The sequence below is a fragment of the Wujia sp. genome, from assembly GCF_056872695.1.
In genome coordinates, this window is sequence record NZ_DBMFCD010000017.1 from 1 (window position 1) to 25,079 (window position 25,079).

18 protein-coding genes and 1 pseudogene are annotated in these 25,079 nt (G+C 45.1%); 2 read left to right on the plus strand and 17 right to left on the minus strand.

All coding sequences use genetic code 11. The features are described 5' to 3' along the window. The 14 genes and pseudogenes from ACZQK9_RS12445 to ACZQK9_RS12510 form a co-directional block, all read right to left on the minus strand. Positions 1 to 76, minus strand: a pseudogene (locus ACZQK9_RS12445) (lantibiotic immunity ABC transporter MutE/EpiE family permease subunit); the annotation flags it as partial. After that, on the minus strand, positions 69 to 782 hold the full coding sequence (locus ACZQK9_RS12450; RefSeq protein WP_118544624.1) for a lantibiotic protection ABC transporter ATP-binding protein: 714 nt from the start codon (positions 780 to 782) through the stop codon (positions 69 to 71). The gene ACZQK9_RS12450 and the pseudogene ACZQK9_RS12445, both read right to left, overlap by 8 nt. Before the next feature lie 282 nt (positions 783 to 1,064). Beyond that, positions 1,065 to 1,229: a LexA family protein gene (locus ACZQK9_RS12455; protein ID WP_330634951.1), complete on the minus strand. Its 165-nt coding sequence runs from the start codon at positions 1,227 to 1,229 to the stop codon at positions 1,065 to 1,067. A 252-nt stretch (positions 1,230 to 1,481) separates the two neighbouring features. Further along, complete coding sequence (locus ACZQK9_RS12460) at positions 1,482 to 4,952, minus strand: hypothetical protein (protein WP_483270777.1); 3,471 nt, start codon at positions 4,950 to 4,952, stop codon at positions 1,482 to 1,484. Beyond that, the gene (locus ACZQK9_RS12465) at positions 4,949 to 5,662 is read right to left on the minus strand and encodes a TetR/AcrR family transcriptional regulator (protein WP_483270778.1); all 714 of its coding nucleotides are present in this window, start codon (positions 5,660 to 5,662) and stop codon (positions 4,949 to 4,951) included. The genes ACZQK9_RS12460 and ACZQK9_RS12465 overlap by 4 nt, the downstream gene beginning before the upstream one ends. A 134-nt stretch (positions 5,663 to 5,796) precedes the next feature. Beyond that, positions 5,797 to 5,919: a zinc-ribbon domain-containing protein gene (locus tag ACZQK9_RS12470; RefSeq protein ID WP_243028938.1), complete on the minus strand. Its 123-nt coding sequence runs from the start codon at positions 5,917 to 5,919 to the stop codon at positions 5,797 to 5,799. 145 nt (positions 5,920 to 6,064) lie between these two features. Continuing rightward, a complete protein-coding gene (locus ACZQK9_RS12475) occupies positions 6,065 to 6,667 on the minus strand; it encodes a Type 1 glutamine amidotransferase-like domain-containing protein (protein WP_483270779.1) in 603 nt (200 codons plus the stop codon). A gap of 212 nt (positions 6,668 to 6,879) precedes the next feature. After that, positions 6,880 to 8,913, minus strand: a complete 2,034-nt coding sequence (lysS, locus tag ACZQK9_RS12480) for a lysine--tRNA ligase (RefSeq protein WP_483270780.1) — start codon at positions 8,911 to 8,913, stop codon at positions 6,880 to 6,882. Positions 8,914 to 8,930: 17 nt separating this feature from the next. Then, positions 8,931 to 9,404 carry a transcription elongation factor GreA gene (greA, locus tag ACZQK9_RS12485; protein WP_117780131.1) on the minus strand — a complete coding sequence of 158 codons (474 nt, stop codon included), beginning with the start codon at positions 9,402 to 9,404 and terminating at the stop codon, positions 8,931 to 8,933. A gap of 226 nt (positions 9,405 to 9,630) precedes the next feature. Beyond that, complete coding sequence (locus ACZQK9_RS12490; RefSeq protein ID WP_177981440.1) at positions 9,631 to 10,812, minus strand: phosphoribosylaminoimidazolecarboxamide formyltransferase; 1,182 nt, start codon at positions 10,810 to 10,812, stop codon at positions 9,631 to 9,633. A gap of 21 nt (positions 10,813 to 10,833) precedes the next feature. After that, entirely contained in the window at positions 10,834 to 11,553 is a 720-nt protein-coding gene (locus tag ACZQK9_RS12495; RefSeq protein ID WP_118373988.1) for an IMP cyclohydrolase, read from the minus strand. A 308-nt stretch (positions 11,554 to 11,861) separates the two neighbouring features. Further along, entirely contained in the window at positions 11,862 to 12,575 is a 714-nt protein-coding gene (locus ACZQK9_RS12500) for a SanA/YdcF family protein (RefSeq protein WP_178016363.1), read from the minus strand. Between the two features lie 12 nt (positions 12,576 to 12,587). Further along, positions 12,588 to 14,984, minus strand: coding sequence for a 1,4-alpha-glucan branching protein GlgB (gene glgB / locus ACZQK9_RS12505; RefSeq protein WP_483270781.1), 2,397 nt, complete (start codon positions 14,982 to 14,984; stop codon positions 12,588 to 12,590). 37 nt (positions 14,985 to 15,021) lie between these two features. Beyond that, entirely contained in the window at positions 15,022 to 15,675 is a 654-nt protein-coding gene (locus ACZQK9_RS12510) for a lipoprotein intramolecular transacylase Lit (RefSeq protein ID WP_483270782.1), read from the minus strand. A gap of 209 nt (positions 15,676 to 15,884) precedes the next feature. Between ACZQK9_RS12510 and ACZQK9_RS12515 the strand changes: the two genes are divergently transcribed. Then, positions 15,885 to 19,784, plus strand: coding sequence for an EAL domain-containing protein (locus tag ACZQK9_RS12515; RefSeq protein WP_483270783.1), 3,900 nt, complete (start codon positions 15,885 to 15,887; stop codon positions 19,782 to 19,784). Positions 19,785 to 19,983: 199 nt separating this feature from the next. Then, the gene (rpsT, locus tag ACZQK9_RS12520) at positions 19,984 to 20,247 is read left to right on the plus strand and encodes a 30S ribosomal protein S20 (protein WP_178016359.1); all 264 of its coding nucleotides are present in this window, start codon (positions 19,984 to 19,986) and stop codon (positions 20,245 to 20,247) included. A gap of 79 nt (positions 20,248 to 20,326) precedes the next feature. On the opposite strand, the gene ACZQK9_RS12525 is transcribed toward rpsT, so the two are convergent. From ACZQK9_RS12525 to ACZQK9_RS12535, 3 genes are all read right to left on the minus strand, one after another. Beyond that, a complete protein-coding gene (locus ACZQK9_RS12525; RefSeq protein ID WP_483270784.1) occupies positions 20,327 to 20,839 on the minus strand; it encodes a YqeG family HAD IIIA-type phosphatase in 513 nt (170 codons plus the stop codon). 53 nt (positions 20,840 to 20,892) lie between these two features. Continuing rightward, positions 20,893 to 22,710, minus strand: coding sequence for an excinuclease ABC subunit UvrC (gene uvrC, locus ACZQK9_RS12530; protein WP_483270793.1), 1,818 nt, complete (start codon positions 22,708 to 22,710; stop codon positions 20,893 to 20,895). 186 nt (positions 22,711 to 22,896) lie between these two features. After that, positions 22,897 to 24,984, minus strand: coding sequence for a hypothetical protein (locus tag ACZQK9_RS12535; protein ID WP_178016356.1), 2,088 nt, complete (start codon positions 24,982 to 24,984; stop codon positions 22,897 to 22,899). Between the last annotated feature and the right edge of the window lie 95 nt (positions 24,985 to 25,079).

The window sequence follows — 25,079 nt, forward strand, 5'->3', positions numbered from 1 at the left end:
GAGGAAATCCCCAGATAAACTTTTTTCGCATGGTTCTTTTGGCTTTTTGATGTTCTGCTTTTATAATATTAACCATGGATTTCACCTGCTTTCTGGTTTTTCCTTACTACGTCCATAAACAGTTCTTCAAGATTCTGTCCCTGATTCAATGCTCCCTCGTATCCTAAGATTCCACCTGAAATAATCCCGACTTTATCTGCAAGTAACTGTACCTCTGAAAGAATATGACTGGAAAGAATTACAGTTATTCCCTGTCCTGGGAAGGAGCGAATCAGTTCTCGTAATTCCTCGATGCCTATTGGATCTAATCCATTCGTAGGCTCATCCAATATCAAAAGTTCCGGTTCTCCAAGCAATGCCATTGCAATACCTAGTCTTTGTTTCATTCCCAAAGAGAACTGCCCAGCTTTCTTCTTTCCGGTATTTGTAAGTGATACAATCTGCAAGACCTCATCAATTCTGTTTTCATCTGTACCAAGCAATAATTGTCTTACTTTCAAATTCTCTCTGGCGGAAAGATTTTCATAAATAGGCGGATTTTCAATTAACGCTCCTATTTTTGACAAATCCTTCCTATTCCATAGTTTTCCATCAAGGTAAATCTTTCCTGCAGTTGGTTTCATCATACCGGTCAGCATTTTCAATGTAGTAGATTTACCAGCACCATTCGGTCCAAGCAGTCCATAAATCTGTCCTTTTTCTATATTGAGTGAAACATTATTTACTGCTTTCTGCTTTTTAAAATATTTACACAAATTTTGTGTCTGCAACATCATTTCCATCTTTTCTATCCTTCCTTCTATATTTTATTTCTTACTGAAATATAATCTATCAGGGAAAAATAAAGATTTGATGAAGTTTGCTACATTTTAGAAAATCTGTCCCGGAAGTTTTTCCTTCTCCATATACGGGAAGATATGATGTGACGCTTCGTGTGCCATTGTAAACCTGCGACGTCCTTGCTCCTTTTCGGCAAGAAGAAATTCTGTAATGAAATGTTCTATGTCGATGGATTGAATCACTCGATTGCTAAACTTATTAGCGTAAGCTGTTACTGTCCTCTGTTATAGTTCTTTGATGATGTGACAAGCCACACCCTGAATGCAGCACTCATCTACAATGATGTCTTTCATCTTCTTATTTTCCGGGTGGAGAATGATTTTCTTATTCTCATCATCTCGGAAGTAGCGTTTCAATGTATTCTGATTATCCACAAGGGCAACTACTATATCGCCCTCTTTGCTAACACCTCAAAATTCCTTTGCTTGCACTAAAATTATGAACTCCAATGGCTTACTATTTTTCGCTATTCTCATCTTTTCTTATACAATACAAGTTCCGGATTTTTACCGAGAAGTTTCTTCTTCATTTTCATTCCTCCAAAATAATTCTATCCGCTATTTTCTTCCTCCGACAAAAGCGCCGTATTACTACGACGCTTTTGTCTTGCTCGGAAGATGGAGCAAGGGAACGCTATTCCATCATTTGTTGTGCTTTTTCTTTCTGCTGGCAACCGTTATACCAATGGCAGCACCGCCGCTGACAATCAGCAGCGCAAACCACAATGCGGGGTTGGCGGTGTCGCCGGTGCGCGGAATCGGGGAAACAGGCTGCACCGTCGGCGTCGGCTGCGCTGTAGGCTGCGGGGTCACAGTGGGCCGCGGGATTGCCGTTTCCGTCGGCTTTGCCTTGACGGTGAACTTAGCTGTTGCCGTACCGTGTTGAGAAACAATCGCAAGCGTATGCTCACCCACGGAAAGCGTGGCAACAAAATCACGGTTCAACGTGATGATGGTGCTGCCCTCTCTCTTCGTATAGTTCTTTTCATCCAGCGCAGTGCCATCAAGCTCTACACGAAGGAAATCGGCAAAGGATGCGTCAGAAGTGAAGGTCAGTTCCTTTTTCTCGCCCTGCGTGACTGCTGCACCATCACCGGCTGTGATCTGCGGGGACCGCTTTGCCGTCACGGTGTCAGCCTTGGCGATTTCCTTTATTGCCGCAGCATCGGAGAAATACTTCTTGCAGCCGCCGCAGTACCAATACGCAATGTTGCCTTCTTCGGCAGCGGTGGCGGCCTTTGCGTCAATATGTTTCAGGTCGGTGTGGTTGTTCGGGTCAAGGCTGCCGTAACTGTCTCCACAAATCTCACATATGGCCTTATCCTTGCAGGTCGCTTTGCCGCCGGAGTGCGCCGCCTTATTAAACACCGCGCCGCAGGTGCAGACCTGCCAGTGCTCCGTGTCGTTGTGTTCCCAGTCGTTGCTCTGATGGTCATGGGCATCGCCCTGTCCATTGAACACCGGCAGGGTCTTGCCCGCCGCATCCAGATACTTGCATTCGCCTGCCCACGGGTCAGCATTGTTGCCGCGTTCGCCATCCTTGAGCAGCTTCCGCACCGTGCCGTCGGCAAATTCTGCGGCGGTCTTGGAGTCGGTTCTTTTGACAATAACTTGGTTAGAAGTGCTGGCTGGGTTTCCTGTAGGCAGATAGTAGCAGTTATCGATAGTGGTGAGAGAAGATGCGGACAACGGATCGCCTATAATTTCGCCCGTATCGTCGCTTCCGTGCAAACTGCCGACATTATAACAGTTGGCAATCAGAATATCTATGCTCCCACTATCAGATTGACCTGTGATTCCACCGGCGTATTTGCCGGAGACCATTCCGACATTATAGCAGTCACGAATTGTTGCGTCTATTCCATCAGCGTCCTTTTCTCCAGCGACTTTTCCGCAGATTCCACCGGAGCGGAAGGGGCTTGAAATATTACCGAAGTTGGCGCATCCGATGATGTCACTGTCCGTGCTCCAGCCGACAATTCCGCCAGCATACCAATTTCCAGTTACGGTACACCGATTGGTGCAGTTTTCAATGGTGCTGCTATCAGCGCAGCCCACAATGCCGCCGTAGGCTACGCCATCCCCACTGCTATGGGTCACGGAACCGGCTACCGTCAAATTTTTGATGGTGGCGCTCTTCACATAGCAGAACAAACCGCCGTTCTTGTCGCGGTAGTTGACATTCAGGCCGGAGATGGTATGCCCATTGCCGTCAAATGTGCCAGAGTAGGGAAGGTCTTGATTTCTTGTATCCTTTCCAATGCCGATTGGCGTCCATGCTTCGTTTTCCAAATCGATATTTGCTGTCAGCACGGCACAGATTTTGGTTTCTTCTTTGGCTTTTGCATTGTTCACCTTATCCCGGAACCATTTCAGCCCCTCGGCGGTGCCGATTTGATAGGGGTCTGTCTCCGTGCCGCTGCCGGTTATCCGGGGGTTAAATGTGCCGCCGGTGATGGTGCCGCTGCCGGAGACTATGCCGGTAAAAACGCCGTCGGTGATAGTGCCGTTGTTGATGACCTCGCCGTTGAATGTGCCGCCGGTGATGGTTCCGTTGTTGATGACCTCGCCGTTGAATGTGCCGCTTTCGATGGTGCTGCCGGGGGCGACGGTCACCTTGCCTTTGAACTCCGTCTCACCAGTGCCTGTAATGGTACAGGGATAGTTTTCGTAATCTCCCAGCACGACGTCGCCTTCAACCGAGCCGCCGTTGGCGTAAAGATTCCCGTAGTTGGAATTATTCCGAGAGCCAGTAATGTATAGTCCGCTTCCGTTTTCCGCAATACAGCCGGCAATGCGCGCACTGTCCGCCAAGGTAATCTCCCTCACATTAGCGGCGCTTACGCCGCCGCCGTAGGCTTCGCCGGAGTTGGCGGAATTTGTTGCCGTGCAATTTTGAATCACGGCGTTGCCCGACAGGGTGAACTTCGTATTGTTTGAGAGATAGACACCCCCGCCCTTGGAAGATTTGGAGATTGCCTGACAGTTTTCGATTTTTGCATTCTCAGACATTACAAAGCTACGGCTGCTGTTGACATATACGCCTCCGCCGTAGGCAGAATTGGAGATTGCCTGACAGCCTTCGATTTTTGCCTCACCAGACATTTCAAAGCTACCGTCGACATATACGCCTCCGCCGTGAATGAGTTGGTCCGTGCTTTCGACGGTGCAGTTGCGAATGACCGCCGGACCTGACATTTGGAACTTGCCGGAAGCATAAACACCGCCGCCGCTATGGGAGGCGACGCAGCCGATGATACTGCCGCCGGACATAGAGAACTGAATCTGTTCGCCGTTTTGCCTCGGATAAATACATACACCGCCGCCGAACTCTGCGGAGCAGCCGATAATATTGCCGCCGGTCATGGTCAATTGCCCGCCGGGTGCGATATACACACCGCCGCCACAATATAGTGTGCTGCTGAGCGGAAACGGATAACCCGTACCGCCGGTGATGACGCCGCCGGTGACGGCCTCTGTGCCGCTTGCATCGTCCAGCACCCACAGTTTGCCATTCGGATTGAATTTGTGCGAGAGATTACTCGTATTGCTGTCCTCGATAGTCAGCTGCCCGCCGTTCTCGACCACAATCACGCTGCCCTTGTTTGCGCTCTCGTATTTGAGCACATGACCGTTCAAGTCCAGCGTCACAGTGCGGTTGACAGTCAGGGTACTGCTGATGCTAATGTCCCCTGCCAGCCTGACGGTGTCGAAATTAACATCAGCAATAGCTGCAGTCAGTTCTTCCGCGGTGCTGACATCTTTTGCCGTCTCGCTCCCGCCAATTAACGCCGTCAAGGCTGTCTCCGGCTGGGGGTCGGACACTTCCCCCTCCGGCTGTTCTTCGTTCTCTTCGCCTTCCGGCTGTTTTTCGTTCTCTTCGCCTTCCGGCTCTGCGTTCTCAATGGCCTTGACGTATTTTGCGCAATTCTCCGCCGAAGCGCCCTCTACGCCGCAGATGGGACAATCTGCGTTCATTGCTTCTGCCGTGCAGGCTGTTTCACAGCTGCAAACAGGCGGTTCTTCCGTCTCGCTCTCGGCAAATGCCGTGGTCGGCACAAGGCAGAGCACCATGCACAGAGCAAGCAGGATACTGAATAATCGTTTCTTCATCTTGTTTCCTCCATTTCGTTGTTCTTTGACAGCTTAAAATCGTATTTCATTTCCAGCATTGTAAACAGCTTATACATAACATCTGTAGCAATTGCTTTAATATCCAGTGATTGAATAAAGGCAAGCACCTTTGCCTGCTCTTCCTCCGATACACGATACACCCGCATTGCCGCCGTCAAAAAGCGGCTGAGCTTGCGTTCCAACGGAAAATGAATATCACATTTTCTCGCCATATAGCTGCGCATCAGTCCCGCCGTGCCGATTTCCATCTCGTAAAAGTCGCTCTCGGTATCATCGGGGAAATTTTCACCAAAAATCTGCTTCAGCTCTGCCGTGGTATGCAGGTAGATATACTCCGATGTTTCAGGCAGGGAATAGGCTTCAATGTAGATTTCCCGCAGGTTCTCGTTCAGTTCAGTCAGTGTCAGTTGGATCGCCGTTTCCACAGCATAGGCATAAACCGGCGGCAGCTTGCTGTCTGCAATGCTTCTTGCCACGCCGAACTGTCCGCCGAACATCGTTTCGGTTAATTCCAGCAAAATTCTGTCCTTGGTAGGAAACAGATTCAAATAGCTTCCCCTTGCCACGCCTGCTTCGTCCACAATCTGACTGACAGAGGTGTTTTTATACCCCTGTTCCAGAAAGAGACGGACGCATACGGTCAGTATTTTCCTCTTTGTTTCGCTGCTGTCTCTCCGCAAATATATCACCTCTCTTTAAACGTTTTAGTACGTATACTAATAATATCATAGCAAGTGCAAAAAGGCAAGTGGAATTTGAAACTTTACCTCCATAAATTGTGATATTTTCACAAACGCTGGCTTCTTCCATTACTCACGGAACTTTATGACTTCCACCATACTTTTTTATTTGAACCGAAAGTAATGTCATCAGGTGTAAGCGGTAAGTTCTTCTCCGACCACTCCGAAACAAGCTCCGGGTGTACTTCTGCTAAACTGTTACTCATATCAAAACCTCCACTTCCTCTGTGATTAGAGTATATGAAGTTTTGGCTTTTTCTTGTAGTTTGCGAATATCCGTAAAAATAGAAAAAGCCCTTTGAGAAAAGATTTCTCCTCTCTCAAAGGGCTTGATAAATGGGAATTTTCAAATTAGTCTTTGCAAATAACCTTTGAACCTTCACCATCAATTACAATTCCCTGACGGTTGTTAATCGGGCATAGATTCAAATCCGAAAACTCAGTCATTATTTTCTCGGTAACTTTCTTAAATGGTGCTGTAAGATAATGCGGAAGAACATAGAAATCAAGCAAATCAAGCCCTGCATCATCTTCTTGTGAGTAGTCCTCTGGCTTTTCATCCATTTGCTCGATATATTGGATGCTTGGAGCGCATATAATTGCGCCTGCCGACTCGCCGATCATCAATTTTCCATTTGCCAATTCCTTTTTCAGCAGTCCATCAGTTCCCGTTTTACGGAGCTGGTCCATAAGAAAGAAAGAATTTCCGCCGGTAAAATATATCACATCTGCTTCTTCAAAAACAGACTGTATCGTTGAATAAGCCTCCGTTGAAATATCAATTTCAGTTACGATTGCTCCCAACTTTTTGAATAATTTTCGAGCCGAGCCGACATAACCGGTGTAGCCTTCACGCAGTGAAGCTGTTGGAATAAATGCGACTTTCTTATTTTCAATTTCTTCCTTTATCAGACTTCCCACACTTGAAAAGTGCGAACATAAAAATAGTTTCATCAATATTCTCCTTTATAAATACCAATTTATCTTTTTCTTTCTGAAAATGGGCAATCCCGATTGGGACTGCCCATATATTTTGAAAATTATGCGATTTTTAAGACTCTGCACCGTTTCAAGCACCATTTGGTGTAAATTTGGTGTATTTGTGTATTTTCAGAGCTTTTTCACAAATGAAATACATCCCGTTTTGTAAGGTAAAACGGTACTTCTTAATAGAGCTTTGCACCTGCCGGAATATGGTCATCAACCATCAGAAGATGGAGCTTTTCTTCGCCTTCTTCTTCGTGTACTGCACTGAGAAGCATACCACAAGAGTCAATGCCCATCATTGCTCTTGGAGGAAGATTTGTGATTGCGATAAGTGTCTTACCAACAAGTTCTTCCGGCTCGTAATATGCGTGAATACCGCTTAAAATGGTTCTGTCTGTGCCTGTTCCGTCATCAAGAGTGAACTGTAACAGTTTCTTTGACTTCGGTACTGCAACACACTCTTTAACCTTTACAGCTCTGAAATCTGACTTTGAGAATGTATCAAAATCAACATCTTCTTCAAACAAAGGCTCAACCTTTACCTTAGAAAAATCAATTTTCTCAGGCTCTGAATTTGGTGTAGAAACCTCTTTAGAACTTACACCATTTTCGGATTTTACACCACCGAGGGACTTCATTGTCGGGAACAACAAAACATCCCTGATTGCCTGTGAATCTGTAAGCAGCATTACCAGACGGTCAATACCATAACCGATACCCCCCGTTGGAGGCATACCAATCTCCAAAGCATTCAGGAAATCTTCATCTGTATGCTCTGCCTCGTCATCACCTGCAGCGGCATTTGCATCCTGTGCGGCGAAACGCTCTCGCTGATCGATTGGATCGTTCAACTCGGAGTATGCATTACACATCTCCCATGTATTGATGAAGAGCTCGAAACGTTCTACCTTGCTTGGGTCTGAAGGCTTCTTCTTCGTAAGTGGAGAAATCTCGATTGGATGATCCATGATAAATGTTGGCTGGATCAGCTTCTCCTCACAGAACTCCTCGAAGAACAGGTTGATAATGTCACCCTTCTTATGACGATCCTCGTATGCGATATGATGCTCGTCTGCCAGCTTCTTCGCCTCTGCATCATCTGCTACCTGATCAAAATCAATACCTGTATATTTCTTGATCGCGTCATTCATTGTCAGACGCTCAAATGGCTTACCAAAGTCGATTTCAATACCGTTGTAAGAGATCTTTGTGCTGCCACATACCTTCTCTGCGAGGTAACGGAACATAGACTCTGTCAGTTCCATCATGCCCTCGTAATCGGTATATGCCTGATACAACTCCATCAATGTAAACTCCGGATTGTGACGGGTATCAACACCCTCATTACGGAATACACGGCCGATCTCGAATACTCTTTCCAGTCCGCCAACGATCAGTCTCTTCAGATATAATTCCAGTGAGATACGAAGCTTTACATCTTCATTTAATGCATTGTAATGTGTCTCAAATGGTCTTGCTGCGGCACCACCTGCATTCGATACGAGCATTGGTGTCTCAACTTCCATGAAATCACGGCCTGCAAGGAAATTACGAATCTCCTTCAGAATCTGGGAACGCTTGATGAATACTGCTTTGCTTTCCTGATTCATGATCAGATCCACATATCTCTGACGATAACGCATATCTGTATCAGTCAGTCCATGGAACTTCTCCGGAAGAATCTGCAAAGACTTTGACAGAAGTGTCATCTCCTCGGCATGAATGGAAATCTCACCCGTCTTTGTACGGAATGCATATCCTTTCACACCATAGATATCTCCAATGTCAGATTTCTTGAAATCTGCATAGCTTTCTTCGCCGATTACATCTCTTGCAACATAGACCTGAATATTTCCCTTCAGATCCTGAATGTTACAGAAAGATGCCTTACCCATGACACGCTTGAACATCATACGTCCGGCAATGCTCACATAAATCGGAGAGCCATCCATGATTGCTCTTCTCTCATTGTAATCATTCGTCAGAGCTTCCTTCTTCTGCTCGTCATCCAGTCCCTCTACATCCGGTGCTGGTCTGCCTGCCAGAAGCTCCGCTTCATGCGCAATGTAAGTTTCCTTTACATCCTCACTGTGATTTGTCACATCATATTTTGTAATCTCAAACGGATCTTTTCCTGCTGCCTGTAACTCTGCGAGTTTGTCGCGACGCACCTGCAACAGCTTGTTTGTATCCTGCTGCTTATTCTCTGCCACTTTTATTTCTCTCTTTCTTATCGAATATCCAAAATACGGAAGTCAAAATTTCCGTCTGGTGCTTCCACTGTAACTGTCTCTCCTACACGTTTCTTCAAAATAGCCATGCCAAGTGGAGATTCATTGGAAAGCTTTCCTTCCAGAATATTTGACTCAGTAGAACCAACGATCTTGAATGTATTTACCTCATCCATATCGATATCCAGAATAGATACCTCTGAACCAAAGTTTACAACACCCTGCTCTACTTCTTCTTCGTCAGCAACCTCTGCGTACTTCAGAATCTTCTCGATCTCTTCGATACGAGCCTCGATATCTCTCTGCTCGTCCTTTGCAGCATCGTACTCGGCATTCTCTGACAAGTCTCCTTGCTCTCTTGCTTCTTTAATCTTCTGTGCAATTTCCTGACGTCTATTTACCTTTAAGTCCTGTAACTCGTCCTCTAACTTACGAAGACCTTCTCTAGTCAACAGATTTTTCTTCTCAGCCATCTCTATTTTCCTTTCTTTCACGACATACTTGCCCAGACTTCTTCCGAGCATACATGCTTGAATTATATCGGATATTCCGTCATATGTCAAACGTGATTTCTACTGATTTACCAATATTTTTCTTCCCCTTGTATACCTCTTATTGTGCAAAAAATCCGCAAAGCCATTTCTGACCTTGCGGATTCACAATTTTCTTTCTGTAATTACTCTGCTTTACAGCATCCGATTAGTGATGGAACAGACGGATTCCTGTAAATGACATAACCATATCGTACTTGTCTGCACACTCGATCACAAGATCATCACGTACAGATCCACCCGGCTGTGCGATGTACTTCACACCACTCTTCTTTGCGCGCTCTACGTTATCTGAGAATGGAAAGAATGCATCGGAACCAAGTGTTACGTCGGTATTTCCATCGAGCCATGCACGCTTCTCCTCGCGTGTAAATACTGGTGGTTTTACCTTGAAACGCTTCTGCCATTCGCCCTCGCGAAGTACATCCTCATACTCATCGCCGATGTAGACATCGATTGCATTGTCACGGTCTGCACGTCCAAGGGAATCTACAAACTGCAGATTCAGAACCTGTGGTGCCTGACGAAGATACCAGTTATCTGCCTTCTGTCCGGCAAGTCTTGTACAATGTACACGTGACTGCTGTCCGGCACCGATACCGATTGCCTGACCGTTCTTTACATAGCATACAGAGTTTGACTGTGTATATTTCAGTGTAATCAAGGCGATCTTCATATCATTCTTTGCAGATTCCGGAAGATCCTTATTCTTTGTCACAATGTTTGAAAGCAATTCATCGTTGATTGGAAGCTCATTTCTTCCCTGCTCAAATGTGATGCCATATACCTGCTTATGCTCGATTGGAGCCGGTACATACGAAGGATCAATCTGAATGATATTGTAATTGCCCTTTTTCTTCTGCATCAGAAGCTCGATTGCCTCGTCTGTGTAGCCTGGCGCAATCACACCATCAGATACCTCACGCTTGATGAGTCTTGCTGTATCCTTATCACACACATCGGAAAGTGCAATGAAATCACCGAACGAAGACATACGGTCAGCGCCTCTGGCTCTCGCATAGGCACACGCCAGTGGAGAAAGCTCGCCAAGATCGTCTACCCAATAGATCTTTGCCAATGTATCGTCAAGCGGAAGTCCCACAGCCGCACCTGCCGGAGATACATGCTTGAAGGAAGTTGCTGCCGGAAGTCCGGTTGCTTCTTTCAGCTCCTTTACAAGCTGCCAGCCGTTAAATGCATCCAAAAAGTTGATATAACCCGGCTTGCCATTGATCACCTTGACTGGAAGCTCGCTTCCATCCTCCATGTAGATACGGGATGGTTTCTGATTCGGGTTACATCCATACTTAAGCATAATTTCGTTTGCCATGATTTTTCATCCTCCGCTTTCTTAGACTCTGTCGTATTTATTGATAATCTTTGATGTCGCCTTACCTGTCTCAATATCGATATAGCGAACGAACAAAGATACCTTGTTATCTTCATTCAAAGAGTTCCACAGCATATCGGTAAATGCATCCATATCATCCGGGATTGCAACCAGCTTCGGCTCACCCTCAAAGCTTGGAAGTGGATTGCCATCACCCATATAGGTGTGAATGAAATGTCCGGTTCCCGGAAGTGGATTTGTATAAGAAAATGTAAATCTCTCACAGCAATCCGGATTTCCGTCTGCGGATTTTAAGATGGACATTGCATAGTTATACGAACCATTTTCCACATGCATAATACCGGAAATACGTGGGGTATAATTCGGTGCATCGTCCTCATATTCTCGCGTGCGTAAAGACTGCTCAAATGTCTGCTGCTTGTCCATCAGCTCGTAAATGGTATCGGTCTGATCTCCATTTGTCACAATTGTCTTGTTGCCTAATACACGCACCGGTGCATAGATGATCAGATGTGGATCTGTCAGCTTGGAAGGATCTGCTGCCTCTGTTCTTATGCCATCCTCTGTCTCTGTAAATACACGGTTCCGTGAATTCACACTGCGTCCCATAATGAAATATGCAGTTACCGCTTTCTTTCCATCCTGTGACTTTCCGATCACGATACCTCTTCCCGGGTACGCGTTACCCTTCAATTCTTCTTCCAATGAAATCATCTTCACGCTCTTCGCTCCTCCTCTTGTTTTGTTAATATCCATGTCGATTGCGAACACCCACTATCATGTAAGAGTTGTACAGAATATACAATTCTATGCAGACGCGCTCTCGCTCAGTTCAGCACATAACAGACACTAAACTCCCTGCACCTTCATACTTCCGGTGCAGCTCGTTAAGTGCTGATGTGCTTCAATGGTCTGCATATGAATTGATATATCTGTACAACTCAATCCACATAATTCTGCTTCGCAATCGCCAATCTACTCTTTCAAATACACAATCCGTCGTCGCTCAGGTTACCTTGTGGGCCAAGTTAGTCAGCGCCGTTGGTAACATCCCCGCTTCCATCTAAGGAGATTGGGTTACCAAGTATAGTCGGCTCCGGTTTGATAAATGTCATAACAAAGTCCTTGCTGATTGCCAGATACTCGCGAATATTCCGGATGGTCTGTCCACCATAATTGATCGGTGCCGCTGCCACGCCATACGCATCCATACCAAGTTTTTTGGCATTGTACACCGCACGCGTCAAATGATATTTTTGCGTGACGATCACAATCTTTTCCGCTCCGAAAATGGCTCTGGCCCGGTACATACTTTCATAAGTAGAAAATCCTGCATGGTCTAAGAAAATATCCTCCGACGGAACACCATGCTCAATGGCATATTTCTTCATAACACTGACTTCGTTATAATATTCGCTGCCGTGGTCACCACTCATCAGTATCTTCGGTGCACAGCCTGCTTTATAAAGTGCAATCCCCTCATCCAGTCGATCCCGCAGCATCGGACTAGGTGTGTCTCCATTCTTCACAGATGCCCCAAGAATGATAATACAATCCACATCCGAAAGCGCAGTTGCCTCTTCCTCTGTCAGCAAACGGGGATTCACATCATGTTTAACATAGATATAGATTCCTGTCAACCCAAGAACAATCAGTAATACACACGCAACCAGAAACAAAACCACATTTCCGATTGCCCGCACAAATCCGCCTTTTTTCTTATCTGCTTTTTTCTTACTCATATCTTTTTGCCATTATTTCGTTGTCTTTTTTTCTACTGACTTCTTTACTGTGGAAGTCTTTGCCACAGCCGCTTTCTTTGCAGCCGGCTTCTTTGCTGCTGTTGACTTCTTCGCCGTTGCCGGCTTCTTTGGCTCCGGCTTTTTCTCAATTGCTGCTGTCGCAGGTGCATCCACAACAGCCTGTTTCTTATCTACATAATCATACTTGAATACCATCATCGAAAGTGGTGCGATATCAATGCTGATTGCGTATGGCATACGATCACATTTCTCTTCAAATGCCTTCACTGTGCCGTTCTTCGTGCCGGAACCGCCGTAGATCTTCGCATCCGAATTGATAATCTCCTCATACTCGGTCAGGCAAGGCACTCCGATCCAGTAATCCTTGCGTTCTACCGGAACAAAGTTGCACACAAACAACAACTGATCCTTCACCGTCTTTCCACGACGCACAAACGCGATAATACTTGTATTTGCATCATCGACCTTGGTCCACTCAAATCCCATCTGATTGTTGTCATTGTAGTAGCATGCGTCATAGGTTGTATACATATGGTTCAGATCTGCCACCCATTTCTGCATCTTCTTGTGCAAAGGCTGATCTAATAAGAACCAGTCAAGACTTCTTGCCTCACTCCACTCTCGAAGCTGCCCGAACTCCTGTCCCATGAACAAAAGCTTCTTGCCCGGATGTCCATACATAAATCCATATGCTGTACGCAGGTTTGCGAACTTATCCATCTCTACACCCGGCATCTTGTTGAGCATGGAGCACTTGAGATGTACCACCTCATCGTGTGAAATCACAAGCACATAATTCTCTGCATATGTGTATGACAAACTGAAGGTCAGACGGTTGTGGTTGAACGAACGGAAATACGGATCCATCTTCATATACTCTAAGAAGTCGTTCATCCAGCCCATATTCCACTTGTACAGGAAGCCAAGTCCTTTCATGCTTGCCGGCGCTGTGACACCCGCCCATGCCGTAGACTCTTCCGCGATCAGAAATGCACCCGGATTGCGTTCTTCCATAACCGTGTTAATCTTGCGGAGCAGTTCGATCGCATCGTAATTCTCATTTCCACCGTCTTTGTTCGGCAGCCACTGTCCATCCTGCTTTCCATAATCCAGATACAGCATAGAAGCGACCGCGTCCACACGCAATGCATCCACATGGAACTTCTCCACCCAGAACAACGCATTGGCTGTCAAGAAGTTAGAAACCTCATTTCTTCCAAAATCAAAGATATAGGTTCCCCAGTCCGGATGCTCGCCGCGTCTTGGATCCGGATGCTCATAAAGCGGCATGCCATCAAATCTTCCGAGTCCGTGCGCATCTCTCGGAAAATGTGCCGGTACCCAGTCTAAGATCACGCCGATACCGTTTTCATGCATGTAATCCACAAAATACATGAAATCCTCCGGTGAACCGTAACGGCTGGTCGGTGCATAATAATTTGTTACCTGATATCCCCAGGAACCATCAAACGGATACTCTGCGATGCCCATCAGCTCCACATGGGTATATCCCATCTTCTTTACATAGTCACAGAGCATCTTCGCCAGTTCCCGGTACGTATAGAATCCGAAATCGGAATCCTCTATTTTCTTCTTCCAGGAACCAAGATGGCATTCATAGATGGCCATCGGCTTCTTCAACTCTGTCTCGCGCGTCTGCTTCTTCCGGTTGTCGATCCATCCGATGTCCTTCCACTTATATCCGGTCAGATCCGCAACCACGTTCGCATTGTCCGGTCTCACCTGACACTGGTTTCCATATGGATCCGCTTTGTATAAGATCTCCCCGTCTCTTGTCAGAATCTGATATTTATAGACAGCTCCCGGAGCCACGTCTGGGATAAACAGCTCATAGATGCCGGAAGTCTGCATCATCTGCATCGGATTGAGTGCACCATCCCACATATTGAAATCACCGACGACGCTTACACGTCTCGCATGCGGTGCCCACACTGCAAAATAAGTACCTTTCACGCCATCGATGGTCATCGGATGTGCGCCGAACTTCTCATAGACATCATAGTGCTTGCCCTCAGCGAATAAATACGTATCAAAATCTGTGATCTGTGAATCAAATGCATACGCATCAGCAGTCACAACAGTCGTACCATCCTGATATGTCGTCTCAATCCGGTATTTTGTTCCTTTATATTTTTTCTTTGCACTGTAAAATCCATAGACACCTTCTGTCAGACATTCCATCTCGTCACGGTTCCTGCCGGTTGGAGATACGACATAGACCTTCTCCGCATGCGGACGATATACCATGATCACCTGACCATCCCCATAGTCATGGTTTCCGAGCAGATGCTTCGGTGCATTGATGATCCCGCTTTTTAACTCATCAATTAAAATCCAATTTATCCAGTCTTCCAGTCGTTTGTTCATATTTTGTAACCCTCCTTAAAAATATCCTTCTCTAAATCTAATACCGGTGTGGCCGTCCCGCCAGACGGACAATCACACGAATCATTACAAACACAAAAATCTCCGCCGCAACTATGCCAAGGTATAGCAATGCCAGATTCCTGGCAAAAGCTTCCGGTAAAATCTTACACAGCACATCCCCAGAAGAAAAATAACTATAATCCCCATGGAATATCATATTCCGAAGTCCTGCATAGACCTCTTTTTTTGATGTCACGATCCGCAGCATCAAAAGCGCAACCAGACACGCGCCGCCTGCACTGCCATAAAAACACGGCATCGTCTCCCGCCTGCGCCACAATCTGCGAAAGCTGTATATTATTCCTGCCAGCGACATAATTGATAATATCCAGGCAAACCGGTAATACCCTTTCAACCGGTTTAGCTGATGTACATTTTCATCGGATAATTCATATCCGGCAATCCTGTATTTTCCTGTAAAAAAACGGCAATAGGAGTCTGCAATCTGTCCATAATAAAGTTCTGCTTCCGCCTTGCTAATCTCCACCGTCGCACCGTTGCGGTAATCCGTCGATGAAAGCCGGTACACACTCCGGTTGAACGCCAGCAGGCACACAGCAAAGCTCAAAATAAACACCGCAATGCAGACACTCGCCAGCCATTGAAACTTTCTGTACTCTTCTCTTTTCATAATAAACGATTACAATCTTTTTTCCTGTAAATTTTCAAAAATCTATAAGCTTATTTATTTTACCATTTCCATCCTGCAAAGTAAAGAAACCATTTTATAAATGCGTCCAGTATCGCTGGAATTCTGCGTCATTTTTGCCTTGCGTCATATGCTGTTTTCCTCTATAATAATAGTAGTTTTTTTATACAGCATGAGGTGGTGGGGCGATAATGGCATCAAGCAATTTTGTAAATGGAAATGACGTGGCTACATTTGTCTTGGAGACAGATGCACCATACAATATTTTAGACTTTGACCAGGGACTTTGTACAATGACCGGGTATTCTCCGCGTGAATTGTCCAAGAAGATCTGTACCCTGGACAATCTGTTATATGTGGAGGACTTCACAGAAGTGATCGCCTCCATGAACTATCAGTTAAGTATCTCGAATCTGATCAGTATCCAGCATCGGATCGTGACAAAGAGCGGTACGGTTCTGACGGTGCTTTGCAACGGACAGGCATTTTCTTTGAACGATGGTCGTGACGTATTACAGTGCGTTTTTACCGATATCACGAATCTGGAAAATGCAGCGAACGAGACCGTCCGTGCCAAGACCGATCTGGAGATTTTCGCAAATACCGTTCCGAGCGGTGTAAGCAAGCATCTGCTCGACAACAATCTCTCTCTTTTATGGGCAAATAATTTCTTTTATGATATGTGCGGCTACTCTGAGCATGATTACAAGGAGAAGTTCGGCAAGAGCACACTGCAGCTCGTATTGAGTGAGGATCTGGCGCTTGTGATTGACGCACTCGCTGACCTGACGGAAAACGAGGAGAATTCCAAGATCATGAACTTCCGTATCCAGTGTGCGGATGGCAGCATCAAATGGGTCAATGCAGTCATCGCCCGCTCCGGTTCCGAGGAACAGGGCTTCCCGGTTGTAAACCTCGTTATGTCGGATATTACAAGTCTGAAGATTGCCGAGACAAAGGCAATGCTCGAAGAACAGAAATATCTGATCATCTCCGATATCTCCGAGGAACTTCCTTACGAATATGATATCGCAACCGATACGATCACCTTTGCCGAGAAGTTCAACCATATCTTTGAAGGTGAATCTGTGATTGAGAACCCGACCGAAAATATGCTCAAGATGGGACTCGTCTCTTACGATACACAGTCCGCGATCGAGGAGCTGTTTTATCTGGCAAAAGCCGGCACAGAATATCATTCGACAGAGTTCAAATTAAACACGAAAAATGGTGGCTTCCAGTGGTACTTCTCCACATTCTCCACCATCTACGACGAGGAGGGAACGCCGCTTCGTGTCGTTGGTCTGCTCCGGAACATCCACGCCCAGAAGGTGGAACAGCAAAAGCTGCTGATCCGTGCAGAGACTGATCAGATGACCGGACTTTACAACAAGGCGACAACCGAGAGCAAAATTCAAGCATCCCTGCGTGAACTAAACGGAAACAGCTATCAGGTTCTGATGTTGGTCGATATTGATGATTTCAAGAAGATCAATGATACATTTGGACATTTGAAGGGTGACGAAGTCATCGTCGACATCGCAAAGACGCTGCAGGAATTCAAAGGCGATTACGGCATTGCCGGGCGTCTCGGCGGCGACGAATTCTGCGTATTTTTGTCCAATGTGTTAGATACCCAGCTTGCAAGCGAAAAAGCCGTTATGATCGCCGATCGTCTGCGTGAGCTGTACCAGCACGATTGCAAGGTCACACTCAGTATCGGTATCGCCGCAACGAACCAGCAGATTCCGTACAATGTCTTACTGGAAAACGCAGATACTGCCCTGTATCAGGCGAAGTTAAACGGCAAAAACGGCTACTTCTTCTATGCCGATGATATGGAACGTGGGAAGTACGAAAATGATCGTTCCGAGCCGACAGCAAAAGAAACAGGAACCTCTGCTCTTTTAGATTCCCTGCTTTCTACACTGTTTGCCAGCACCAACACCTACACTGCGATCGAACAGGCAATGGCAATCGTAGGCGAGCACTACGCCATCGACAAGATCAGCATCTGGGAATACAGCTACAACAAGAGCTTCGTTGACTGTACGCATCAATGGTGCAAAAAGGGAATCAACAACGATATGACGCTCCGCCAGCATACGCCTGCTGCGATTCTGGAGGAATTATCTGCGATGGGAACGGACGGCATTACCTATTCCTCCGATACATCTTTGATCAAGACAAACACCGCAAGCATGAACCCGTATGCGGAAGGCATCCGCAAGCTCATGCAGTGCGATATCAATACAAACGGCAAACGGATTGGCTTTATCAGCTTCTATTCCATGGACAAAGACGTCACATGGAACGCGCAGACATTGACCGCATTTAAGCAAATCTTCCGCCTGTTCGGAGAAGCGATCAAGACAAAACAGGCAAACCGTGCGATGTCATTGCTGCGTGATGACACGATCAAGGCGTTTGATCTCGTACAGAATCCGATGGTCGTTGTCGACAAGGATTCCTACGACGTCATGTATTTCAACGAATGTGCGCGGGAATATTTTCCAAAACTTGCTTTAAACAGCAAATGCTACTCTTGTCTGCAACAGGAAAGTGCGCCTTGCAGGGATTGTCCGGTACACAAAATCTCCGACGGCAATCCAACGGTTAGCTGTATTAAGCATAACCGCACACTGGACGAGCCTCTGGATGTCCATATGACAACAATCAACTGGAATTCCGGAAGCCATACATTCCTGATCTCCACCTCCACCCACAAGGAGACAAAGGCAGAGCAGCTTCGCAAGGAGCTCGAGCAGAACATAAATATCGAGAAGCGTATTGCCGAAGCTTCCTACCGCGATATCGTAACCGGATACGGAAACTTCGAGAAGTTCAAGGTTGATGCACAGGCTATCCTAAACGACAATCCGGATACCGATTATGTAATGTTCTACTTTAACATTAAGAACTTCAAATACATCAATGAGACCTATGGACACAACGTGGGTGACCAGACACTCAAGGCTGTTGCAGATGTATTGAACAAATATATGCAGGAGGGCGAGACATTTGCCCGTGTCATCAGTGATACTTATATCATGCTGATTCACTACAAGGCGGAAGATCAGTTCATGTCTATCTTCAACAACATCAAGGCGGAGGTTCATGATTCCTGTCTTGCCATCCAGGATCGGTTCGTTGTAGACTTCACAACCGGAATCCTGATCATCGACGAAACCATGCACAGCTACAGCATAAACCGCTTAGTTGACCGTGCAATGATGGCCGGCAAGTCTATCGATGCTTCAACCGGCGTGTCTTATGCATTCTACGATGATGAATACCACAAAAAGGTATTGAACGACGCGCAGCTTGAGAACAGCATTCATGGAGCTCTCGAGAATAATGAATTCTGTGCATATGTACAGCCAAAATACGATATTGCATCAAAGAGTCTGATTGGTGGTGAGCTTCTGGTTCGCTGGTTATCGCCTTCCAAGGGATTTCTGGAACCGGCAGCCTTTATACCATCCTTCGAGAAGAACGGCTTCATCTATCAGATCGACTGTTTCATGCTGGAACAGGCATGCAAGTCCATCCGTCGTTATCTCGATTCTGACATTTATGTCATCCCGTTCTCTGTGAACCTGTCACGGGTAACGCTGGTTCATCCGGATTTCCTGTCGAAGGTTCAGGAAATTGTGGAACGATACTATATTCCACATCATTATTTGGAGTTCGAGATTACAGAGAGCATCTTCTCCGAGAACTACTCGCAGATGATCGACGTATTGAAGAAACTGAAATCCATGGATTTCATCATCAATATGGATGACTTCGGAACTGGCTACTCATCGCTTACACTACTCAAAGATCTGCCGATCGATGTCATCAAGCTCGACCATGATTTCTTGTCACGTTCAACGACGAACGACAAAAACGCAGTCAGCATCCTGCGCAGCATCATCGAGATGGCTCACACCCTCGATATCCGTGTGGTCAGCGAAGGTATCGAGACCGTTGAACAGCTGGAAATGCTCAGTTCCATCAACTGTGAAATCGGTCAGGGCTTCCTATTTGCGAAGCCTATGCCAATTGCAGATTATGATAAGATGATTCAGGATTATTCTGCAAGCTAAAATTTAGGTTTTTACAGGTTTTTTCGTCAAAAACTATTGACAGAAAAATGGCTTTTTGCTATTCTATGGTTTGTGTGTAAACACAATTAGAAATTTTCACTGGTCCAATCTGTCTGGTGGTGTGGACGGGTTGTTCGTGTCTTGACCAAAGTGATAATTATATAAACTAACTATTATAATATTTATGGAGGTGTCAGGTTTGGCTAATATCAAATCCGCAAAGAAGAGAATTCTTGTTATTGAGACAAAGACTTTAAGAAACAAAATGATCAAGTCTAAGATTAAGACTTTAGTTAAGAAGGTTGAGGCTGCTATCGAGGCAAACGATAAGGCTGCTGCAGAAGCTGCACTTCAGGTTGCTACATCTGAGATCAGCAAAGCTACTTCAAAGGGAATCTACCACAAGAACAATGCTTCAAGAAAGATTTCCCGTTTAACACTTGCTGTTAACAAGCTTGCTTAATTATTTTACTGATAAATATATTTTAACCCAAAGAAAAAGACGCTTTTCGCGTCTTTTTCTTTTTCGTATGTTTTCTTTTTTACTTTCCTGTCTGCAATGTATGTTTCTTCAGATAGCTGTGCAACACCCATTTTTCCGGGATTCGTTTTAATACAATCTGAATCTCCTCATGCTTTGCAATCGGCTGCACTAAAATACTGTAAAGTTGCGCATTGTTCGCGCCCCAGATATCTGTAAAGATCTGATCCCCGACAAACAACGTGTTTGTCCGGTCAGTGCCAAGCTTCTTCATCGCCTGTACATAGCCTTTCGCCGAAGGTTTTCCTGCCTTATATACATAAGCCGCGCCAACCTGATCATTGAAGGACTTCACGCGTTCTTCGTCGTTGTTTGACACGAAACAGACGCCATACCCCATATCCTTTAATTGCCGGATCAGCGTCTTTGCACGTGCATTGGCTGGTGCATCATGTTCCACCAGTGTATTGTCAACATCGAACAGCACCGCCCGGTACCCTTTGTCATAAAAGGCCTGAAAATCTATATGGTAGGTACTGTCATAATATTCGTTTGGAAAAAATCTCTGAAACATATGTTATTCTCCTATGTCTATCTTCATCCGATTTTGAATGTTGTTTGCGCTGTTTATTCCACATGAAAAAAATCATACACATTCTTTGCAACGGATTCCGGAATTCCCGGCACTTCAGCAAGCTCGCCAACCGTCGCTTCTTTGATCTTCCTTATCTCACCAAAATATTTAAGTAGTTGTTTCCTTCGGTTCTCACCGACTCCCGGTATCTCATCCAGCACGGAATGTACCTGATTCTTACTGCGTAGCTGTCTGTGGTATTCAATCGCAAACCGGTGTGCCTCATCCTGTAATGCTGTCACCATCAGCATCGCTTCACTGCCCTTTGGAAACTTCACTTCCACATTGTTGTAATATAACCCTCTTGTCCTGTGATTATCATCTTTTACCATACCACAGACCGGAATGTCAAGTCCCAGACTGTCTAATACCATCAACGCGACATTCACCTGGCCTTTACCACCATCCATCATGATGACATCCGGTAAAATATCCATCTTCTCGTCTGTGAAACGCCTCGACAGCACCTCCTTCATAGATGCATAATCATCCGGTCCGGTTACCGTACGCAGCCGGAATTTGCGATACGCATTTTTCTTTGGTTTTCCCTGTTCGAACACAACCATCGATGCCACGGACAATACACCGGAAATATTGGAAATATCAAACGCCTCCATCCGATTCGCTGACGGAATTCCAAGAAGCTCCGCAATCTCATTTGCTGCGCCGATCGTCCGTTTCTCCTGCCGTTTCACGCGTTCCATGTCCTGTGCCAGTACCAGTCTTGCATTTTCGGCTGCCAGATCCAGTATTTTTTTCTTATCACCTTTCTGCGGCACAACAATCTGCACCTTGGATTCGCGCCGTTCGCTCAAATACGCCTCCAATATCTCACGTTCCTCTGGCATTTCCGGCACCAGAATCTCCTTTGGCAGATAAGGTGTCCCCGAATAAAACTGCTTAATAAAAGCTGTCAGCACCTCCGGTAATCGTTCCTTACTGTTACCATTCATATGATGATTTTCCCGGCCCAGCAGCTTACCATCACGCACAAAGAACACTGTCACCACAATGTCTTTCTCATTCGATGCACACGCAATCACGTCCCGGTCTTCCCCGGACGCCTTATTCATCTGCTGTTTGTCCTCAATATGTCGAATGCTTTCGATCAAATCCCGCGTTTCTGCCGCCTTTTCAAATTCCATCTCCTCTGCCTGTTTTCTCATCTGCACCTGTAATTCAGAAAGAATGTCCTTGTAATTTCCATTCAGGAACGATAATGCCGCCTGCACCTGTCTGCCATACTCTTCCTGACTGATCTTCCCATTGCAGGGTGCCTTACACTGTCCGATCTGATAATATAAGCACGGACGTTCTTTGCCAATATCCTGTGGCAGTCTGCGATTACATGTACGAAGATGATAAAGCTTGTTAATCAGTTCCAGTATATCTTTGACTGCACGCGCATTGGTATATGGTCCGAAATATTTAGAATGATCCCGTTTCATCGAATGGCTGTACAAAAATCGCGGGAACGCCTCTTCTACCGTAACACGGATATACGGGTATCCTTTGTCATCCGTCATCATCGTATTATACTTCGGGCGATACTCCTTGATCAGATTACATTCAAGCACAAGTGCTTCCATCTCAGAGCTTGTCACAATATATTCAAAATACGCAATCTGCGAGACCATCTTTGCAATCTTCGCCGAGCCTCCATGTCCGTGTCCCGTCTGAAAATACTGTCGTACCCGGCTATGCAGACTCACAGCTTTTCCAACATAGAGGATATCATCATTTTTGCTGTGCATGATATAGACGCCAGGACTTTTCGGAAGTTTTTTCAGTTCCTCCTCGACATCAAATATATGCTGACTTTCCTCTGCGTTGTGACTCGCACGATAAATATTTATATTAATTCTCTGTCTTTTTTCTGCCATATACTGTTCTCATCCATTTTTTAATTGCATTCATATCAAAGGCGTCCAGAATAAAATTAGGAGGTATCCATAAGATACCTCCCGCTTTATGATAAAGGTTTTTTTGTGGTCTGATTATAAAAGATCTGCACGAAGCTTCTTAATGACAGTCAACGTCTTGTTACGAAGTTCTTCTGCCTCGTACAACTGCAACATAGAGTTCTTATCCAGCTTCGCATCTACAACTGAATTCAACCAGTCATTTACATACGCCTGTACATACTTCACGTTTGCATCGGACTTGTCTTTCAAGGTCACGATGATGTTGTTCAAGTTCTCGATTACAGTCGGCTGAAGCGTTGTGTTATTGTTCTGTGTCTGCGCACCCTCGTCGGATAACTCGATAACCTTACCTGTCTTTGTGATAATGACTTTCTTATTCGGAGAGGATTCTGAGCGGGATGAGTTTCCACCCTTTCTGTCAAGGAGTTTCTCTACTACCTTGATCAGGCATACAACACTGTATGTAGCTTCCTCTGGTGTCTGCTGATCATTGCCCTTATCCTCATACTGATTCCACAACCACTCAGACTTTAAAAGCATCTCTTCTATCTTTGTATCGGACAACAGCTTCTGTAAATCCGGATCCATAGCAGGAGCAGAATTCTTACCAAAGAACTTACCACCGGTCTGAGGAACTTCATTCTTCTTATATTTGGCCGGAACTACGATTTCCGCATAAGTCTTAATCAACTGTTTTTCCGCAATCTTTGGATCATAGTTATTGTTGATAATATTGATCTTTCCACTGTTCAAGCCATTGCTGATCATATCTTCTGCAGTCATAAATACGAGTGCCTTCTGACGATCATCAATCATCTGCTTAATCTCATAATTCGTCTTAGACTTCTCAAGAATAGAATTCTTACGAACCTTAAATGCCTTAATCTTCTCCTTTACACTGAAGAACAGCTTGAGCAGAGAAGGATTTGCATTGACATAATTTCCAATCCATGTAAGCTCTACATACTGATGCTCAATCTTGTTTGAAATCTCATATACATTGTAACCATCAAAAATAACATTCAATGTTGTATAGAGCAAATCGAGAATCTCATACTTTTCTTCCCATGACTTGTTTGAATTATCCTGATTTACCAGATCCTTGATTCCACACTCATAGAACACAAGGTTATACTCATACAGACCCTCAAAAATATTATGCTTGTCACTCAAGGCAGCACCTGCACCAAGAATCTGCAGATTCTTCTTCATGTTTGGCTCGTTTTCGATATAAAGATATACTTTTCTTACAAACGAAGACACTTCTGAAATCAATGTATCGATACGCTTGTTGTAAATCTCCTGCTTTGAGATTGCGTTGATAACACTTCTGCTCAATACCGTTGTATCAGCTGCTGAGTTCGTGTTACGGATCAATTCCTTAAAGCTCTCATAAACTGACATATTGTCAATTGGAATATACTCCGCATTCAATCCGTAAAACTCAAATGCCTTGCTGTATTCCTTGTTATGGATATACGCATTGAACAGTCCGATTGAGAACTGTATCTTGTAATCATTTCCTACATGCGGATCTTCTACCACATAGTCAAACAATACTTCCAGATTATTCATGTATGCATCTGAATTTGCATCGTCTGCCGGAAGTCCCATCTCCATGATAACATTGATCAGATCAAGGTATCCCATGATTGCCTTATCAAAGTTCTTCGGTCTGTCATCATCCTCTAAAATCTGATAGCTCAGATTAATAAGCAATGGCGCAATACGCTCACCGATCAGACGCATTGCATCGCCGAAGCACTCTCTCTGATACAGATAAATCAGCCAGATGCTGTAACGATAAATACCGGATGTACTGATAGGTGCATCCACATCCAGCGGATCAATATCTCCATACACAAATTTGAACAGCGGTTCAATCCACTCTTCAATCTCATATCGTCCGGTTGCTTTAATATTGGTATCTACAAATTCACCCAATTCATAAAGCTTTGTACACTGTGCTTTTACATCGTCATCGACCATCATATTCTTGAGGTCGAAATTGCTGTCCTTCAAATAGTCAATAACCAAAGCATAAAAGCCATCTTCTACCTGGTCATTCAGGAAACGGATCAGCAGTCCTTTATTATTGGATGCCGCAATCGTAAGGACATTGCTGTCAGAACCTGCTGTAATATTTGCTGGTAATGCCATTGCCATATACCCCCTTGTAATTGAATTTCACTACTTCGATTTTATAACAAAATGCGCGACAAAGTCAACCTTCGCTTTGTCAATAATTCATAATT

Bases quoted from the DNA above. Each gene is read 5' to 3' on its own strand.
- ACZQK9_RS12450 (WP_118544624.1), bottom strand. From the start codon at position 782: ATGGAAATGATGTTGCAGACACAAAATTTGTGTAAATATTTTAAAAAG.
- ACZQK9_RS12460 (WP_483270777.1), bottom strand. From the start codon at position 4,952: ATGAAGAAACGATTATTCAGTATCCTGCTTGCTCTGTGCATGGTGCTC.
- ACZQK9_RS12470 (WP_243028938.1), bottom strand. From the start codon at position 5,919: ATGAGTAACAGTTTAGCAGAAGTACACCCGGAGCTTGTTTCGGAGTGG.
- ACZQK9_RS12475 (WP_483270779.1), bottom strand. From the start codon at position 6,667: ATGAAACTATTTTTATGTTCGCACTTTTCAAGTGTGGGAAGTCTGATA.
- greA (WP_117780131.1), bottom strand. From the start codon at position 9,404: ATGGCTGAGAAGAAAAATCTGTTGACTAGAGAAGGTCTTCGTAAGTTA.
- ACZQK9_RS12490 (WP_177981440.1), bottom strand. From the start codon at position 10,812: ATGGCAAACGAAATTATGCTTAAGTATGGATGTAACCCGAATCAGAAA.
- ACZQK9_RS12500 (WP_178016363.1), bottom strand. From the start codon at position 12,575: ATGAGTAAGAAAAAAGCAGATAAGAAAAAAGGCGGATTTGTGCGGGCA.
- glgB (WP_483270781.1), bottom strand. From the start codon at position 14,984: ATGAACAAACGACTGGAAGACTGGATAAATTGGATTTTAATTGATGAG.
- ACZQK9_RS12510 (WP_483270782.1), bottom strand. From the start codon at position 15,675: ATGAAAAGAGAAGAGTACAGAAAGTTTCAATGGCTGGCGAGTGTCTGC.
- ACZQK9_RS12515 (WP_483270783.1), top strand. From the start codon at position 15,885: ATGGCATCAAGCAATTTTGTAAATGGAAATGACGTGGCTACATTTGTC.
- ACZQK9_RS12525 (WP_483270784.1), bottom strand. From the start codon at position 20,839: ATGTTTCAGAGATTTTTTCCAAACGAATATTATGACAGTACCTACCAT.
- ACZQK9_RS12535 (WP_178016356.1), bottom strand. From the start codon at position 24,984: ATGGCATTACCAGCAAATATTACAGCAGGTTCTGACAGCAATGTCCTT.